The following is a 15,748-nucleotide window of genomic DNA, read 5'->3' on the forward strand; positions in this document are numbered from 1 at the left end:
TTTTTAATTCTGAAATTTTAGCCCATATTTTATTATAATGTCATCAACTGAAGACAAACTGAACGAAATTCTTTCTGAACGAATTCTATTGCTCGACGGATCAATGGGAGCGTTGATTTTTTCTAACAACCCTAGCGAAGAAGACTATCGGGGGGAGCGGTTCAAAGATCATCCGATCGATCTCCGGAATCAGGCCGACATCCTTGCGCTCACTCAGCCCAAGTTGATTGAAAGTGTCCATCGCAGCTACCTTGAAGCTGGTTCGGACATTATCGAAACAGACACCTTCACCGCCAGTATCATCACTCTTGAAGAGTACCAACTCGATCATCTGACATACGAAATTAACAAAGCGGCTGCCGAACTGGCGAAGCGAGTCGCTGAAGAATTCACGAAGAAGAATCCTGATAAACCTCGTTTTGTCGCGGGAAGTATTGGGCCGACAAACCGTCAGCTTTCGATGAATGCGGACGAGCCCGGAACACGTCCGGTCAAGTTTGACGACATGGTCGCCTCGTATGCCGAGCAGGTTCGCGGACTCATTGATGGCGGGGCCGACATCCTCTTGCCTGAGACGTCCTTTGATACCTTGAACATGAAGGCGGCGCTCTTTGCCATCGATAATGTCTTCGAAGAGAAAAACGTCCGACTTCCAATCATGGTTTCAGGAACCATTTTCGATACTGGAACATCTTTAACCGGGCAGACAGTGGAGGCGTTCTATACATCCGTTTCGCACATGCCGCTGTTCAGTATTGGGTTGAATTGCGCGCTCGGTCCCAAGGAAATGCGGCCGCACATCGAGTCTTTGCATGGCTTGGCGAATTGCAGAATCTCTTGTTATCCCAACGCTGGAATGCCGGACGGAATGGGCGGGTTTAATTCCAATCCGGAAGAAGTCGCCTCAAACATTCGGTACATGGCGGAGAACAGCTGGGTCGATATTGTCGGGGGGTGCTGCGGAACGACTCCTGAGTACATTCGCAAAATTGCGGAAGCGGTCGAGGATCTGCCTTCCCGTAAGATTCCCGAACTCTCCGGGGCGTCCAATTACTCGGGACTGGTCCGGTATGAAATTACACCACAATCCAACTTCAGCATGATTGGTGAGCGAACCAACGTGACTGGTTCGCGGAAGTTCGCCCGTCTCATCAAGGACGAGAATTACGATGAAGCTCTTTCCATTGCACAAGGGCAAGTGGAAGGTGGCGCAAACATCATCGACGTCAACATGGACGAAGGGCTTCTCGATTCCGAAGCCTGTATGCAGAAGTTCTTGTGGCTCCTTTCTGATGATGCGATGACCGTTCCGATCATGGTCGATTCATCAAAATGGGAAGTCATCGAAGCTGGTCTGAAGTGCATTCAAGGGAAGGGGATCGTCAACTCGATCAGCCTCAAAGAAGGAGAGGAAGCGTTCCTGGAGCAAGCACGGATCATCCGAAAGTATGGTGCAGCTGTTGTCGTCATGGCCTTTGATGAACAAGGTCAGGCAGTCGATGCCGATGAGAAAGTTCGCATTTGTAAACGGGCTTACGATCTCTTAACCACGAAGGCAAACTTCCCGCCGGAAGATATCATCTTCGACCCGAACATTCTGACCGTCGCCACCGGAATGGAGGAGCATAACAACTATGCTGTCGAATTCTTTGAAGCCGTCAGGCGGATCAAGGAAGAATGCCCCGGTGCGAAAACCTCTGGTGGTGTGAGTAACGTTTCGTTTTCATTCCGTGGGAATAACGTTGTTCGCGAAGCGATGAATGCCTGCTTCCTGTACCACGCCATCAATGCTGGGCTGGATATGGGGATCGTCAATGCTGGTCAGTTAGAGGTTTACGATGAAATCGAACCGAAGCTGCGCGACCTCATTGAAGATGTCTTGCTGAACCGCAATCCAGAGGCGACAGACCGGCTCATCGAGTACGCTGATGAAATTAAGGAGAAAAGCTCCGGGAAGAAAGACGATACCGCAATCGCTGAGTGGCGGAACGGAACCGTCGAAGAGCGGTTGCAGTATGCACTGCTCAAGGGAATCACCGATCACATCGAAGCTGACACCGAAGAAGCTCGGCAGAAATACGATCGCCCGCTGAATGTGATTCAGGGGCCGTTGATGGATGGAATGGCTGTGGTCGGGCAACTCTTCGGAACAGGAAAAATGTTCCTGCCGCAGGTTGTGAAGTCGGCTCGTGCGATGAAGAAATCGGTGGCCTATCTTGAACCGTTCATGGAGCAGGAAAAAATTGACGCTGGCCTCGAGAATGCTCCGGGGCGAGGAACGGTTGTCCTTGCGACTGTGAAGGGAGATGTTCACGATATCGGTAAGAATATCGTGGGGGTCGTCTTGCGCTGCAATAACTTTGATGTCATCGATCTTGGAGTGATGGTTGCAGCGGATAAAATTCTCGAGACTGCTATTGAAAAGAATGCAGATATTATCGGCCTCTCTGGCCTGATCACTCCTTCGCTGGAAGAAATGATCGTCGTGGCGAAGCAGATGGGACGGGACGGTTTTACGATCCCGCTACTGATCGGCGGAGCAACGACATCCGCAAAGCACACGGCTGTCCGGGTGGCCCCTGCGTATTCCAACCCAGTGGTGCATGTTGTTGATGCCTCACTTGCTGTCCCAGCGGTCGAAGCCCTGATCGACAAGGATAAACGAGCTGCATTCATTGAAAAGAATCTTGCGCAGCAAGAAAAGGATCGCGTTGCCTTCGGCGCCCGGCAGGAACGAAAACTCGTCCCGTACGCAGAGGCTTTCAAGCGACGACATCAGACTGATTGGGAGTCGGTGGAGATTCCCACGCCTGCATTCCAGGGGACGAAAACTATCGAATCGATGGACCTTTCGAATCTCCGGGACTATATCGACTGGTCACCGTTCTTCAGTACGTGGGAATTGCGAGGAAAGTATCCGAAGATCTTTGAAGATGAGTTTGTCGGGACTGAAGCGAAGAAGCTCTTTGATGAAGCAAACGTGCTGTTAGACAAAATTATTTCGGAGAAACTCTTCAAAGCGAAGGGCGTGTACGGATTTTGGCCTGCCGTCAGCGAAGGGGATGATATTCATCTGTTCGCACCAGAAGCAGCCAATGCCGATGGCGATCCACTTGTCACCTTCCCGATGCTTCGCCAGCAATGGGAACGAAAAGGGCAAAAAGACTTCCGCTCCCTTTCCGACTATATCGCTCCGAAAGAGTCTGGTCGACTGGACTACGTCGGAGCCTTCGCGGTGACGGCCGGTCTCGGTTGTCAGGAACTCGTCGAGAAGTTTGATGCCGATCACGATGACTACAATTCAATCATGGCGAAAGCCTTGGCGGATCGTCTTGCGGAAGCGTTCGCGGAATTTCTCCATCTTCAGGCCCGAATTGACTGGGGATATGGAGTTGATGAAGGGCTCAGCCGAGAAGAGCTGATTGCGGAGAAATACCGCGGAATTCGTCCCGCATTTGGATATCCCGCCTGTCCGGATCATACGCCGAAAAGAACCCTTTTCGATCTCCTCGACGCCGAAAGAATCACAGGCATTTCCCTGACGGAATCGTATGCCATGTGGCCGGCAGCTTCGGTTTCTGGACTGTACTTTGCTCATCCGAATAGCCGATACTTCAGTGTCGACCGGGTGACTAAAGACCAGGTTGAAAGCTATTCCAGGCGTACCGGGATGACAATGGCCGAAACTGAACGCTGGCTCGCCCCGAATTTGGGCTATGAGAGTTGATTCTCTAGTTTTTCTCAGAAGAAATTGATTTGCACTGCTCCCGTTGGCTGTTACAATTCGATATCTTAATGAGACTGAGTCTCAATTTTAATGGTGAGCCGTTATGTCAGCTTCAATATCAGCCCCGATTGTTCCGCTCGAAGTTTTACGAACGGACGAATGTGGATGTGTTGCGGAGATCATCGCGAGTGATGAGTGGACACACCGTTTGGGTGAGTTGGGCTTACGTGAAGGCGTAAATGTTCGGATGGTGAGAACCGGTGAGCCCTGTATTCTCGCGGTTGCTGGGCATCGTTTCACCTTTCGTTGCGATCCTTCAACGATGGTGCTCATTAGATTGACCGAGTCAACAGGGTGAGGTGAATAGACGTGGGGAATGAGAACCAACCGCGAACAACTCTCGCAGACTTGAAAGAAGTCGGCTCTCGAGGGTGTATTCTTGATGTCAACGGAGATGATGCCGTCGCGATCCGCTTGATGGAAATGGGGCTGACCGAAGATGAAGAAATCGAGGTCATCGGCTTTGCCCCACTCGGTGACCCGATCGAATACTCGATCCGTGGCTATCGTATCTCACTTCGATCGACTGAAGCCGCCCGCGTCAGTATTCGGTCGATTTAGCAGGCCAGCTATCTGTCCAGTTCCATTTGAATTCGGCCCCCCTTTGAATTTGTCAGGTTGCGTAAAGTGTCTCTCAAAGCAGTGACTATGGATGCGGTTCAAGCAGTTTCGAGAGAACTGTATTCGTTGCACTTGATTCACTTGTTGCCCTCATTTCAACTGAATGTTTTCTCCCATCACGACAGCAAAATGTCGTTTTGCCCAAGCCCGTAAACTTCCCCACCTTTTCCTTCCTCCAAATTCCTGATTATCACATGTCTGATTTGGTCTCCTCGCCCACACAATCAGCGTCGTTGACCGTCGCGCTCATTGGAAATCCAAACACTGGGAAAAGTACGCTTTTCAATGCTCTCTCCGGGGGACAAGCGCGTGTCGGAAACTTCCCCGGGGTGACCGTCGAAAAGAAGGTTGGGGCGTATCAATTTGAAAACCGAGAGATCACTCTTGTCGATCTTCCGGGAACTTATAGTCTCTCGCCGCGCTCAGCTGACGAAATGGTTTCAGTTGACGTTCTTCTCGGACGGCAACCCGGCGCTCCGGCCCCCGATGCGGTGGTCTGTATTGTTGATTCGTCCAATCTGGAGCGGAACTTATATCTTTTCAGTCAGCTGCGCGATCTGAATCTTCCGACGGTTCTTGTCCTCAATATGTGGGATACGACGACTTCTCGCGGTGTCACAATTGATGTGGAGAAGCTGCAGGAACGCCTTGGTGTGAAAGTTGTGACCACTTCAGCGCATCGGAAAAGTGGAATCGAAGCGGTCAGCCATGCCGTGCTGCAGGCACTCGAAGAGACGGTTCAGCCTTCCCCGCGATTGTTCCCCGCCGAATTCTATGACGAAGTCGAAAAACTGTCTAAGTGGCTCGAGGATCGTGGAGAAGAGCAAGTCCACTTTTTCCTCCTTGAACGAATGCTTCTCGATGTCCGGGGAGCCAGTGAAGATGCAGCGGGGAATGCCATTGCCCCAGAACTCAAAGAGTATCTGGACGAAGCACGTTTGCGTCTCACTGCTGCGGGATGCCGCATTCCAGCAGTCGAAACCAAACTTCGTTACAACTGGATTCGAGAACGGCTCGACGGCGTATTAGTACGTTCTCAGGAGGACTCGAAGCTCAGCTCCAGCGACCGTATCGACAAGTTTCTGACGCACCGCTTCTGGGGGATTCTTGTTTTCACGCTGGTGATGTTCCTGATCTTTCAAGCAATTTACACCTGGTCGGGACCGTTTATGGAAATGGTCGAAGGTCTGCAAGGCGGTGTCAGCGATTTCGTACAAGGGCTCATGCCACCTGGGATGTTTCGTAGCTTGGTCATCGATGGCATTATCGCGGGTGTCGGATCTGTCATCGTATTCTTGCCTCAGATTATCATGCTTTTCGCGTTCATCGCCATCATGGAAGATTGTGGCTACATGGCCCGTGCTGCCTTCCTGATGGATAAGCTGATGACGCGCATCGGCCTGAGCGGGAAGTCGTTTCTGCCGTTGATGTCCTCGTTCGCCTGTGCGATTCCGGGGGTGATGGCGACTCGAGTGATTGAAAATCGTCGCGATCGAATGATCACCATGCTCATCGCTCCGCTGATGAGTTGCTCCGCGAGACTCCCGGTTTACGTGTTGATGATCTACGCCTTTATTCCCGCCACCATGCTGCTCGGCTGGGTCAATTTACAGGGCATCGTTCTGTTCGCCATGTACAGCCTGGGGGCTCTGGTCGCGATCCCCATTGCATGGATTCTCCGAAAGACATTTTTCAAAGGAGAGACCCCACCATTTGTTATGGAACTCCCCCCTTACAAATGGCCCTCACCAGGGATTGTTTTCAACCGCGTCTACGACCGGTCCAAAGCGTTTGTCGTTAGAGCGGGATCACTGATCTTCAGTGTCACTGTGGTTGTCTGGGCACTCGGGTATTTCCCCGGCGATCATGCTCGTCAGGAATCACTGAGTGTCGAAATCAATTCAATCGATGCTGAGGTTGAAGAGAACAGCGAAAAACTTGCAGCACTGACCTCTGAGTACAATCAAGTTTCGGCCGTGCTCATTCAGGAGAGCTACCTCGGACGCATGGGAAAGGCGATTGAACCAGTCGTCAAACCTTTGGGGTGGGACTGGCGAATTGGGATCGGGGCCATTGCATCCTTCCCTGCCCGTGAAGTGATCATCGCCACACTCGGAACGATCTTCAGTCTGGGAAGTGAACTCGAAGATGGGGACCCCGGGCTGTCAAACGCACTGATGAAGGCCACCTGGCCCGATGGTTCACCATTGATCACCGTTCCGGTCGCCTTGTCGATCATGGTCTTCTTCGCGTTGTGTGCTCAATGTGGGGCGACGCTGATGGTCATTCGTCGGGAAACCAACAGTTGGCGCTGGCCCATCTTCACCTTCACGTACATGACTCTGCTCGCCTACGTGGCCTCGTTCCTCACCTATCAGATTGGCACCGCAATCGGAATTTGAGCCTCTTATTGAAAAGCGGCACGACGGCTGCATAGACACTTCATTCATAAACTGACGAACTCGACGAGGCGTCACGGTTCCACGGTGATTGTCCGCTGCTCCCCATCAACACTGGTCACTTTTCCGAATCTGATGTTGTTGGCAAACAACTGAATTTCCGCCGCCTGATCAAACTCGACTTCCGCCAGGTTTTCTTCAATCTTCATCACACGCATTCGAGCAGTTTGTCCAGCTGCTCGCAATTCTAGGAAATGGCGGGCCACTTGCTGTAGAGGGAACCCTTTAAGAATTACTTTCACTGTTCCTCGATTCTGTGAACTCTCTCCTGCGCTGTGTGTCGCAGGATACATTGAAGGTCGCCCTGCTGAATTTCCGCTCCCGGCATCTTGAAAAGGAGACTCCTCTGTTGCCTGGTTAGTACCAGAGTTCGCGTGGTTCCTATTTCCGACCGGTCGCTTCTTCATTGGTGGCGTTCCCGATCCGGTTCCAATTGGTCTTCGAAAGTTTGGAGGGAGTTCTTCCTGCGCAATCTGGTCCTGATTCCCTCCTCCAACGGATGCCACGGTTCGAAAAGCCAATCTCACACCCAGTAGTAAAAATGGACCAACAATCAATAAGACAAACAGTCCAATCGCACCCCACTTGACGATAGTAAAGCCTTGATCAAACGTTTGACTCGCGGCGTCGCCGAGAGCATCTTTGAAGGAGATTAAAATCACCACTCCACCCAGGAGCAGGAAGCAGACACCTCCCAGAGATTGCATCTCAGGCGACATTGCATTGAGGCCTTTGATCTGAAGCCCCACAAATGGCAAGATGAACACTCCGATTCCAATCGCCACCATCGTCAAGCCGAATTTGCGAATCTGTTCAGGAGGGATCGCTCCTGGTTTCGGCTGCGAGCGACGCTTGCTTTTCTTTTTCGGAGCAGGCTTTCGACTCCGTTTTTTTCGTGGAGCGGAAGCCTCTGCAAAAAGGTCGTCGTCATCATTGCCAAAGTTATCGTCGTCGAAATCGAACGAACTTGTAGCAGTCGGTTTTTGCGGAGGGGCAGTTTTTTTCTTCTTCGGGCCTTGAGGCTGGAGACGGTTCTTAGCCGCTACGAAGAGTGTGTCGCATTTCGGGCAGCGGACTTTCTCGACAGCCAATGTCAACTTCATTTTTGACTGGCACTTCGGACACTGGACACGGGTTTCCACCATAATTCCAACTCCCAGCCCTATTTCAAAACGAGACCCCAGCCCTCTTTTGCTTACAAGTGTACGACACACTGGTCCACAATAACAGAAGAGTGCATTGATTTGCCACTGCAATTTCTTATGCGAAATCTCCATCGCTGAAATTTTTTCAGGCTGCTGAGGTTCACAGCTCTCCGGGCTTGCGAACGCCCATGGTCAGTAGCAGGTTTGCCCACAATGCCTGATCGGCGGTTTGGATCGTTAAGACGTGATCTCGGCTGGCGACTGCATCGTAGAAATCCCATTTCTGAATCGGTTCCAGTTCCACATCGCAATCGGCATCGCTCAAGATTGAACGGTACTCATTCCAGATTGGTGGATCTCCTTCCAGAGCATATGGATCGTCATCTGGAATCCCCATGGTGTTGGCTGCTTCAATCGGAACCGCAGTCAACAACACTTTCAAGACATCTGTACAACTTACAATTCCCGGCGTGAGATTCAGACAGACCAACTCAGCGTTTGGCCCCAGCGTGTTGTAGGCGGGGTAATTTCCATCTGCTATTAAAATTTTGGAATGATGCCCCGCTCGCCCAAGAACTTCGTTGATCTGCGGGTGAACTAACGTGTGCTTCAGCATGGGTGAGATCCCGTTTGATTCGTGTCGGTGATGTATAATATTGAGAACTATGCGGATTCATTCAGCGAATCGCAAGGAAACTCTATCGAGAACACATTCGTGTTTAGAGTCCGTGAACAGCTCGATGTCTGTGATGGGGCACTTCTCTGCACAGGACAGTTCGTGAATACGGTTTCAAAGAATGCTCGATTTGAGCGAAATGCAGGTCGAGCAGCACAGGAATTTGTCATTCCTACAAAAATGCACCTGGAATTCAGTCTTCACTCAAGATTTCCGGTAGAGCTGATCTTGCTTCGATTTCAGGATTTGTTTTATAAGCACTGTCCCCACTCATGCGCGATTCGTTTCCAGATCGCCGCACTTCACTTCATGTTCTGCCTGGCAGTTCATTCAAATCTCATCTCAAATCTCGACCGGAATGACGAACATGTGGCGTCTCTTCCTTGTGACATTCTTGTGCATTGGCTCCCTGCAATCAGCGGAGGCCATTGAACAGAAATTCCCGTATCAGGCGACCGTCATCGCTGAGAAGGTGGAAGTTCGCTGTGGTCCTGGTGCGAATTTCTATGTCACCGGGCATGTGCAACAGAAAGAGACTGTGACAGTTCACCGGCACGATCACGGAGGTTGGTTCATGATCGCGCCTCCCAAGGGGAGTTTGAGCTGGATCGACGCTGAACTCGTGAAGCGAACGGGTGGTGATACCGGCGTTGTTCAGGTTGCTCCGCAAAACGGCAGACCAGCTCGTGCCATTGTCCGAATCGGCAGTGAGTTGAGCAAAGAACACTCCTACTACGGGCGAGAACTTTCCAATGGAGATGAAGTCACAATTCTTGGGGAAGAAACGTTAACGACCCAGCGTGGTCCAGTTCGCATGCTGAAAATCGTTCCTCCCGCGCAGGAATTCCGCTGGATGAAAGGGGAGTTTCTGGTCCCGCTCGACAAGCAGATTCAACAGCAAATCGCCCATGATCCTTACCAGGTCCCGACCGAAAATCGTTCCACTTTTCTGAAGCAGAAAAAAGAGATTGAAACAGCTAAGAAGAAAGAAGTCGACCAAGCAGTTGCGAGGCGAAAAGTTCTCTACGATGAGCTCGACCGCATTGATCGAGTTTACGCCAGTATGATGCAGAAGGAGCCTGCTCAGTGGGATCTTGAATCCATTAAGGAGCAGTATCAATTGCTTGCAAAGGGTGCCGATTCCACCATCGGAGCACTGATTCAGAAACGAATGGATGTTCTGAAGCGTCGGCGTGAGATCCTCAGCCACTATCAGGAGTTCGTACGTGTTTCTGCTGCGTCGGCTCGTCGAGATAAAGAATTGGTGGCTCAACAACTCGGTTTTCAGAATGAATCCACATTGAATCAGACGTTCGTGCAGGGAGGGCCTGCACCTGAGCAAATGGCCTCGCAACCAGGTCCTCCGACCGATGAGCCAGTCTCACCTCGATTAAACGGTGCAGGAATTATTCGTCCGTTGCCGGGGAATTATCCCGGGACACCAAGATTCGCACTCGTTGCACCGGACGGGCGGATGCTGGCCTATCTCGAGGCAGCTGAAGGAGTCCGCATCGACCAGTGGCTCGGCAAGCCAGCTGGGATCATTGGCAGCCGAGGGCATCATGCACAACTCGGGGCCGACGTGATTCGAGTCCAGAGAGTCGTTCCAGTCCAACTGGTTCGGTGATTCTGTCTCAGAACGATCTGGCTCGGGACGGCCTGTTTCGCATTCGGCTTGAAGTGTGGAGCCAGGCAAAAGTTTCGAGGTGCTGAATTCAATTTTCACGTTGACTGCAAAATTGTATTCAGCAGGTAATTTGCAGCACTTGCGATCAATTCGTTATTGGTCACTTCCATCAAAGTGACGAGAGTGACTCCGATCAGGATGAGCCCTCCGACAATGATTTTTCCAACATCCTGCCCCTTTAAACTTCCCAGTTGATCAGGATCACCGGAAAGGTAAGCGCTGGCAGCGAAGAACTCTTCACCAATGAGAGTGTAATCACACGCTGCCACGAAAAATGGCAACTGAGCTGGTTGAGCCGTCCCCGCAACCTGAATTGCACCGACTTCGTTTCCAGTCTCTGCAAGAATGAGCGATTCGGCATAGAAGGCGCCCAGATAAAAACAGGCTGCCGGTTTCTCACGAACCATCTTTCCGGTCAGAAACGAAACATAGGCAAACTGTTCATCGGTGACGTAGTAAACCAGGTCGTCATTGTACGCATCAGGGCGCCCCGCTTTGAGGAATGCCGTGGCAACAGTTTCACGGGCAGCGGTCATCACCAGAGATCTCGAAGTTGGCGTTTCCAGTCGGCAGTCGTACTCTGCAGCTTGCTCTGCGACGTGCGAGAGGATCGTCAATCCAGCGATTGTCTGAATGTCGTTCATGTCCTGAAGACCAGGAACGAACAGGCAGGTCCGTCCCATTTCCGTCGCACGACCGACCGCTTCTTCAATCGCTTCCAAACCTGCGATTGGTCGAACTTTCAGATCGCGTCCACCGCGAGCTAGAGAAATGAAGACCACGACAGAACCGCAGACGAGCACAGTGATGATTGCCAACCAAATTCGACCTCCATCAAAGAACTGCAGCTTGCCAACACCGGGGGAATCTTCAGCAGTGCGGACAAAGGCCGACTTCGCCTCGTCTTCCTTCAGGGATTTTGCCTGAACACGAAACCAATACTTTTCTCCACGTACATTTCGGTCACTCGTGTAGATGATCTCAGCTGCTTTTATTTGTTTGGCAGAGGGTTGAACCTTTCCGATCTCCTGAAAGAGCCCGTTGTACTCTGCTGATTTTTCGACAATGTATTCCAGATCGGGAGACGAATCTTTTTGAAGCGTGATGACGACGTCAATGTTTGTCCCATCGTCCATCGGATGGTCTTCGGCAAGCACGCTCAGTGGAGGAGCAGGTTGAGCCATCAGCGATGCCGCAAAGAGAGACAAGACAAACGTGGAGACCACAAGATACAGACCGTTTTTCATTATTGATCTCCGACTAGTTCGACATTTGCTCGCGGAACAATCACTTGCTCACCAGACTCGCAATCGACTTTGAGAACTCGTGCTTTCGAACCAGACTCGAGTTCCTGCGGCTCAGACGGTAACTCTGAAACGGTTCCCAGCAAGCCAAAGTAGGGATCACGAACCAGCCGGACATGTGAGCCAATTTTCAACATGCCGCCTCCGACGACCTGGGCCGTTTCGTCGCTTTCGGCGGACTCCGAAAGTGGGATCACAATTGTCGGCCGCAGTACGCCAGCACGAATTTGAGTCGCCCCGTTGACCGACACGGCGCGGCCTTCGAGTGAGTTCAGGAGTTCAAAGGTCCGAGATGCCATCGCAATCTGGCCAAATCCTTCGGTGATGATCAAAGTCAGCCCGATCGTTTCTGACCCGGTAATTGCGACCCCCAGATCGTAACCCAGAATGTCTCGCAAGTCCTGATCATCAATACCGCCACCAATGATGGCGGCCACTCCCAGTTCCTTGGCTCTTGCAACAGTTTCGCCATGGATTCGGCGACCTCCGACAACGACGGCCCCTGCATGCTCAGCAGTTAAAAGATCCGGAGTCAGATCTTCGTTGGGATTTGAGGTGATCATCTTCAGTGGACCATGAGATTCCCCACCGATCCCGAAGATTCCTTGCACAAATGCAGCGTCCGTTTCGACGATCACCCCTTCGTTCGGAAAGACTTCGGTGACCTCTCCGTCTACAAAAGCGTTGACTTCAACTGGAATCGGAGCCCCGCGGATGATGACTTGTCCTGTGATGTCCGACATCGATTCAATCGTCCCGGAAGCAGGCGACGCATACGAGTTTTTGAAGAAGCCGAAGATCCCATTTGAAATCGCCAGTTGTTCGCCTTCCTCGACATGTTCACCCAGCTTGAAGTTCATAGCAGAGGGGACTTCGCTGGCGCTGACACCGATCTGGTTAGCCAGATTCACAGGGTAGACATTTCCGGGTTGCTGTGTGCGAGCGACCACTTGTTCAGCTGTGACGATCTCACCCTGCTTTACTAACACTTCACCGGAAATCGGTAACGCACGATGCACGCGATAGCGAATCTGCTTTTTGATTTGCAATCCGGGAGTATACGCATGTGCCATGACGTCATCCTACATTCTTAACGAAGCCGCAATCCAAAATGATGCATCACTTTGGCATCTGGGGTAGAGCATTTTCAATGCTAGAGCAGTTTGCTCTACCGTGTGCTCGTGAAAGTCAGGTACTACTTTTTCAAAACTGCTTGAACTCCCAAGTTTAGACTCCTCAATCCTGTCTTATATTTCTTCGAACAGTGCTTCTACGAAATCGTCTGGGGAGAATAGCTGTAAGTCGTCAATTTGTTCGCCAACTCCGATGTACTTCACCGGGATTCCCATCTTTTTGCGAATTGCGACCACGACACCCCCTTTGGCTGTTCCGTCGAGTTTCGTCAGGATGATCCCTGTGCAATTTGCAGCTGCTGAGAACTTCGAAGCTTGTGAGATTCCGTTCTGTCCGGTCGTTGCATCGAGAACGAGCAAGCTTTCGTGCGGAGCCCCCTCGATTCGTTTTCCGATGACGCGATGAATCTTCTCCAATTCCTGCATCAGGTTTTGTTGTGTTTGCAGTCTCCCGGCGGTGTCGATGATTGCAACGTCCGCGCCGTTTTTGTCGGCTTGGTCGCAGCCAGCGAAGGCGACACTCGCAGGGTCAGAGCCTTCTTCTTTTTTGACAATTTCGCAACCAATTCGCTGGCTCCACATCGTCAGTTGTTCGACCGCAGCGGCGCGAAAAGTATCTCCGGCTGCCAAGACGACTTTCTTGTTCGCCTTCGTCAGAAAGTTCGCGAGCTTGGCAATGGAGGTGGTTTTCCCAACGCCGTTCACTCCGGAAACTAGAATGACAGTGGTTCCAGACTCAGCCATGTTCAAAGGAGAAACAGGATTGTCGGGGTCCCAGTCCGTGCTGCCGTCACCTTTGAGGATGAGCTTGAGCGTCTCTTTCACATTTTCCCAAATCGCCTTGGGATCGACTGTTCGTCCACCAAACTCTTTTCGTAGCGACTCCACCACTTCACTGGCCGCTTCCACGCCCATGTCGGTCGTAATGAGACCACGGTGAAATTCTTCGAGCTTGTCTTCATCCAGGATTTCTCCAGCTTTGAAGAGGTCGCGAACATCTGTTCGTAGGACATCCTTCGTCTTCTTCAACGCGGACTTCAGTTTTCCAAAAAACGCCATGGTGATTTAAATTTCTAAGAGAAACTCACGATTCTGCCGGAGTCGTTTCATTCACTGGAATGACGATGGATTCAGCAGATTCTGTGAGAGCAGGTAAAATGAAAAGTTGACTTCAGTGAATAATGGTAAACAGACGCCCCATTTGCGAGATCTCTTCCGTTGACCGACTCGAAATTTTTAGAACCGACCCTGAAACTTGAAATTGCTCTCTCGGAAGTTGAGAAAAGCGGTTATTCCAGAGGTTTTTGGACTGGTTCTAGCCCTTGACCAACTTCTGATACCGTGACAATGCTGCTTCCCAATCTGCAGGATTTTGTGGTTCGAATGTTTCCAACTCGCACGAGGCTTTCACAACAGAACGGATTTCGGAAAGCGTTCCAATTTCGCCCGCTGCTCGAGCCTGAATCAGAACGTTACCCAAAGCTGTTGCTTCGATCGGCCCTGCGATGACCGGGACACCGCAGGCATCGGCGGTAAATTGATTGAGCAATGTGTTTTTACACCCACCACCCACAATGTGAATCACTTCCACTGTTTCGCCGGTCAGTTTTTCAATGCCACGTAACACAGTCCGATACCTGAGTGCCAAGCTTTCTAAGGCACAGCGGACAAGTTGCCCTTCGGTCTCGGGGACCGGTTCGTTGTGCTCAGTACACCATTCCTGAATGGCAGCGACCATGTTATCCGGTCCCAGGAAGCGTGCATCGTCGACATCAATGATGGACCGGAAGGGGGTTGCGTCGGTCGCCAATTGGGTCAGCTGAGTGTAGTCGATACTTTTTCCTTGCCGCTCAAACGAGCGGCGACATTCCTGTACCAACCACAATCCCATCACATTTTTAAGAAGCCGGTAGGTTCCGTCAATTCCACCCTCATTGGTGACATTCTGACTCAGGGCTTCCGCACTCAAAATCGCATCTTGAACTTCGACGCCGATCAGTGACCACGTCCCTGAACTGATGTAAGCCCAGTTCGCTTTTCCAGTCCGATCAGTCGGGACAGCTGCGACGGCCGCTCCGGTATCGTGAGTCGCCGGGGCGACAACATCAATTCGGGAAATGCCTGTTTGCTTGGAGACATCGTTCCGGAGAGCGCCGAGTTTCGTGCCGGGTGGGACCACTTGAGGAAAGATTTTTGCTGGAATTTCGAAGCGGCGGAGGAGCTCCGCTGACCAGTCCCGGTTTGTTGGGTTGTAGAGTTGGCTCGTCGTCGCATTCGTGAATTCCACAACTTTACTTCCACACAACAGCCAGTGGAAGAAGTCAGCGACCATTAAGAAGCGATCTGCAATACCGAGCAATTCCGGGTCGTTCAGCTGCATCGCGATCAGCTGATACAAGGAGTTGATTTGCATGAACTGCAAACCAGTCTCGGCAAAGATTTCATGTCGAGGAACGCGAGTCGTGGCATGCTCCAGAATTCCATCGGTCCGGGAGTCACGGTAATTGTACGGCTGTCCAATGAGTTCATCTTTCTCCGTCAGCAGGACATAGTCGACGCCCCAGCTGTCGACGCCGCAAGAGACAATTTGATCACCGTATTGTTGGCCAGCAACTCGCAATCCTTCTTGAATCTCTCTCCAGAGTCCAATCAGATCCCAACGTCGTGTCCCAGCAACATTCACTGGACCATTCGGGAAGCGATGCATCTCTTCGAGGCGAATCGTTTCTCCATTGTAGATTCCAGCGATCACTCGACCGCTTTCTGCTCCTAAATCAATTGCCAGATAGACGTTCTCAGCCATGTTTGTTTCGCGCTTCTCTTCAGATGTTTTCAGAAGCCCCGATCATAGCGAGCAGGCGACATAGGGTCTATTTCACTGCATCGTTGCAGTTCACTGAATTCCACAGGGGGGCTGATCCGGCCTCCGGGAATCT

At 51.4% G+C, this 15,748-nt stretch carries 11 protein-coding genes; 5 read left to right on the forward strand and 6 right to left on the reverse strand.

Translation table 11 applies throughout. The features are described 5' to 3' along the window. Positions 1–37 precede the first annotated feature (37 nt). The 4 genes from metH to feoB all read left to right on the forward strand — a co-directional run bounded on the left by metH (position 38) and on the right by feoB (position 6,810). Entirely contained in the window at positions 38–3,727 is a 3,690-nt protein-coding gene (gene metH / locus Mal48_RS01115; protein ID WP_145195294.1) for a methionine synthase, read from the forward strand. Between the two features lie 103 nt (positions 3,728–3,830). Next, positions 3,831–4,085: a FeoA family protein gene (locus tag Mal48_RS01120; RefSeq protein ID WP_145195296.1), complete on the forward strand. Its 255-nt coding sequence runs from the start codon at positions 3,831–3,833 to the stop codon at positions 4,083–4,085. A gap of 11 nt (positions 4,086–4,096) precedes the next feature. After that, positions 4,097–4,348: a FeoA family protein gene (locus Mal48_RS01125; protein WP_231739818.1), complete on the forward strand. Its 252-nt coding sequence runs from the start codon at positions 4,097–4,099 to the stop codon at positions 4,346–4,348. Between the two features lie 254 nt (positions 4,349–4,602). Next, positions 4,603–6,810 (forward strand): ferrous iron transport protein B, encoded by a 2,208-nt coding sequence (gene feoB, locus Mal48_RS01130; RefSeq protein WP_145195298.1) that lies wholly within the window; start codon positions 4,603–4,605, stop codon positions 6,808–6,810. A gap of 71 nt (positions 6,811–6,881) precedes the next feature. Here feoB and Mal48_RS01135 read toward each other — a convergent pair whose 3' ends face one another. Then, positions 6,882–7,970 (reverse strand): hypothetical protein, encoded by a 1,089-nt coding sequence (locus Mal48_RS01135; protein ID WP_145195300.1) that lies wholly within the window; start codon positions 7,968–7,970, stop codon positions 6,882–6,884. Positions 7,971–8,172: 202 nt separating this feature from the next. Beyond that, positions 8,173–8,628 carry an RbsD/FucU family protein gene (locus Mal48_RS01140; RefSeq protein WP_145195302.1) on the reverse strand — a complete coding sequence of 152 codons (456 nt, stop codon included), beginning with the start codon at positions 8,626–8,628 and terminating at the stop codon, positions 8,173–8,175. A 427-nt stretch (positions 8,629–9,055) separates the two neighbouring features. Between Mal48_RS01140 and Mal48_RS01145 the strand changes: the two genes are divergently transcribed. Continuing rightward, the gene (locus Mal48_RS01145) at positions 9,056–10,315 is read left to right on the forward strand and encodes an SH3 domain-containing protein (protein WP_145195304.1); all 1,260 of its coding nucleotides are present in this window, start codon (positions 9,056–9,058) and stop codon (positions 10,313–10,315) included. Between the two features lie 95 nt (positions 10,316–10,410). Here the strand turns inward: Mal48_RS01145 and Mal48_RS01150 are convergent, their stop codons facing one another. The 4 genes from Mal48_RS01150 to rhaB all read right to left on the reverse strand — a co-directional run bounded on the left by Mal48_RS01150 (position 10,411) and on the right by rhaB (position 15,615). Continuing rightward, complete coding sequence (locus Mal48_RS01150) at positions 10,411–11,622, reverse strand: DUF6754 domain-containing protein (RefSeq protein WP_145195306.1); 1,212 nt, start codon at positions 11,620–11,622, stop codon at positions 10,411–10,413. Continuing rightward, entirely contained in the window at positions 11,622–12,752 is a 1,131-nt protein-coding gene (locus Mal48_RS01155; protein ID WP_145195308.1) for a hypothetical protein, read from the reverse strand. Before Mal48_RS01155 ends, Mal48_RS01150 begins: the two co-directional genes overlap by 1 nt. 174 nt (positions 12,753–12,926) lie before the next feature. Next, entirely contained in the window at positions 12,927–13,871 is a 945-nt protein-coding gene (ftsY, locus tag Mal48_RS01160) for a signal recognition particle-docking protein FtsY (RefSeq protein ID WP_145195310.1), read from the reverse strand. Between the two features lie 256 nt (positions 13,872–14,127). Beyond that, positions 14,128–15,615, reverse strand: coding sequence for a rhamnulokinase (gene rhaB / locus Mal48_RS01165; protein WP_145195312.1), 1,488 nt, complete (start codon positions 15,613–15,615; stop codon positions 14,128–14,130). Positions 15,616–15,748 lie beyond the last annotated feature (133 nt).

Source organism: Thalassoglobus polymorphus, assembly GCF_007744255.1.
GTDB classification, from domain to species: Bacteria; Planctomycetota; Planctomycetia; order Planctomycetales; family Planctomycetaceae; genus Thalassoglobus; species Thalassoglobus polymorphus.

What these genes read in the sequence shown, in the direction of transcription:
- ftsY (WP_145195310.1), bottom strand. Translation starts at nt 13,871, where the DNA reads ATGGCGTTTTTTGGAAAACTGAAGTCCGCGTTGAAGAAGACGAAGGAT.
- metH (WP_145195294.1), top strand. Translation starts at nt 38, where the DNA reads ATGTCATCAACTGAAGACAAACTGAACGAAATTCTTTCTGAACGAATT.
- Mal48_RS01120 (WP_145195296.1), top strand. Translation starts at nt 3,831, where the DNA reads ATGTCAGCTTCAATATCAGCCCCGATTGTTCCGCTCGAAGTTTTACGA.
- Mal48_RS01145 (WP_145195304.1), top strand. Translation starts at nt 9,056, where the DNA reads ATGTGGCGTCTCTTCCTTGTGACATTCTTGTGCATTGGCTCCCTGCAA.
- rhaB (WP_145195312.1), bottom strand. Translation starts at nt 15,615, where the DNA reads ATGGCTGAGAACGTCTATCTGGCAATTGATTTAGGAGCAGAAAGCGGT.
- feoB (WP_145195298.1), top strand. Translation starts at nt 4,603, where the DNA reads ATGTCTGATTTGGTCTCCTCGCCCACACAATCAGCGTCGTTGACCGTC.
- Mal48_RS01155 (WP_145195308.1), bottom strand. Translation starts at nt 12,752, where the DNA reads ATGGCACATGCGTATACTCCCGGATTGCAAATCAAAAAGCAGATTCGC.
- Mal48_RS01150 (WP_145195306.1), bottom strand. Translation starts at nt 11,622, where the DNA reads ATGAAAAACGGTCTGTATCTTGTGGTCTCCACGTTTGTCTTGTCTCTC.
- Mal48_RS01135 (WP_145195300.1), bottom strand. Translation starts at nt 7,970, where the DNA reads ATGAAGTTGACATTGGCTGTCGAGAAAGTCCGCTGCCCGAAATGCGAC.
- Mal48_RS01140 (WP_145195302.1), bottom strand. Translation starts at nt 8,628, where the DNA reads ATGCTGAAGCACACGTTAGTTCACCCGCAGATCAACGAAGTTCTTGGG.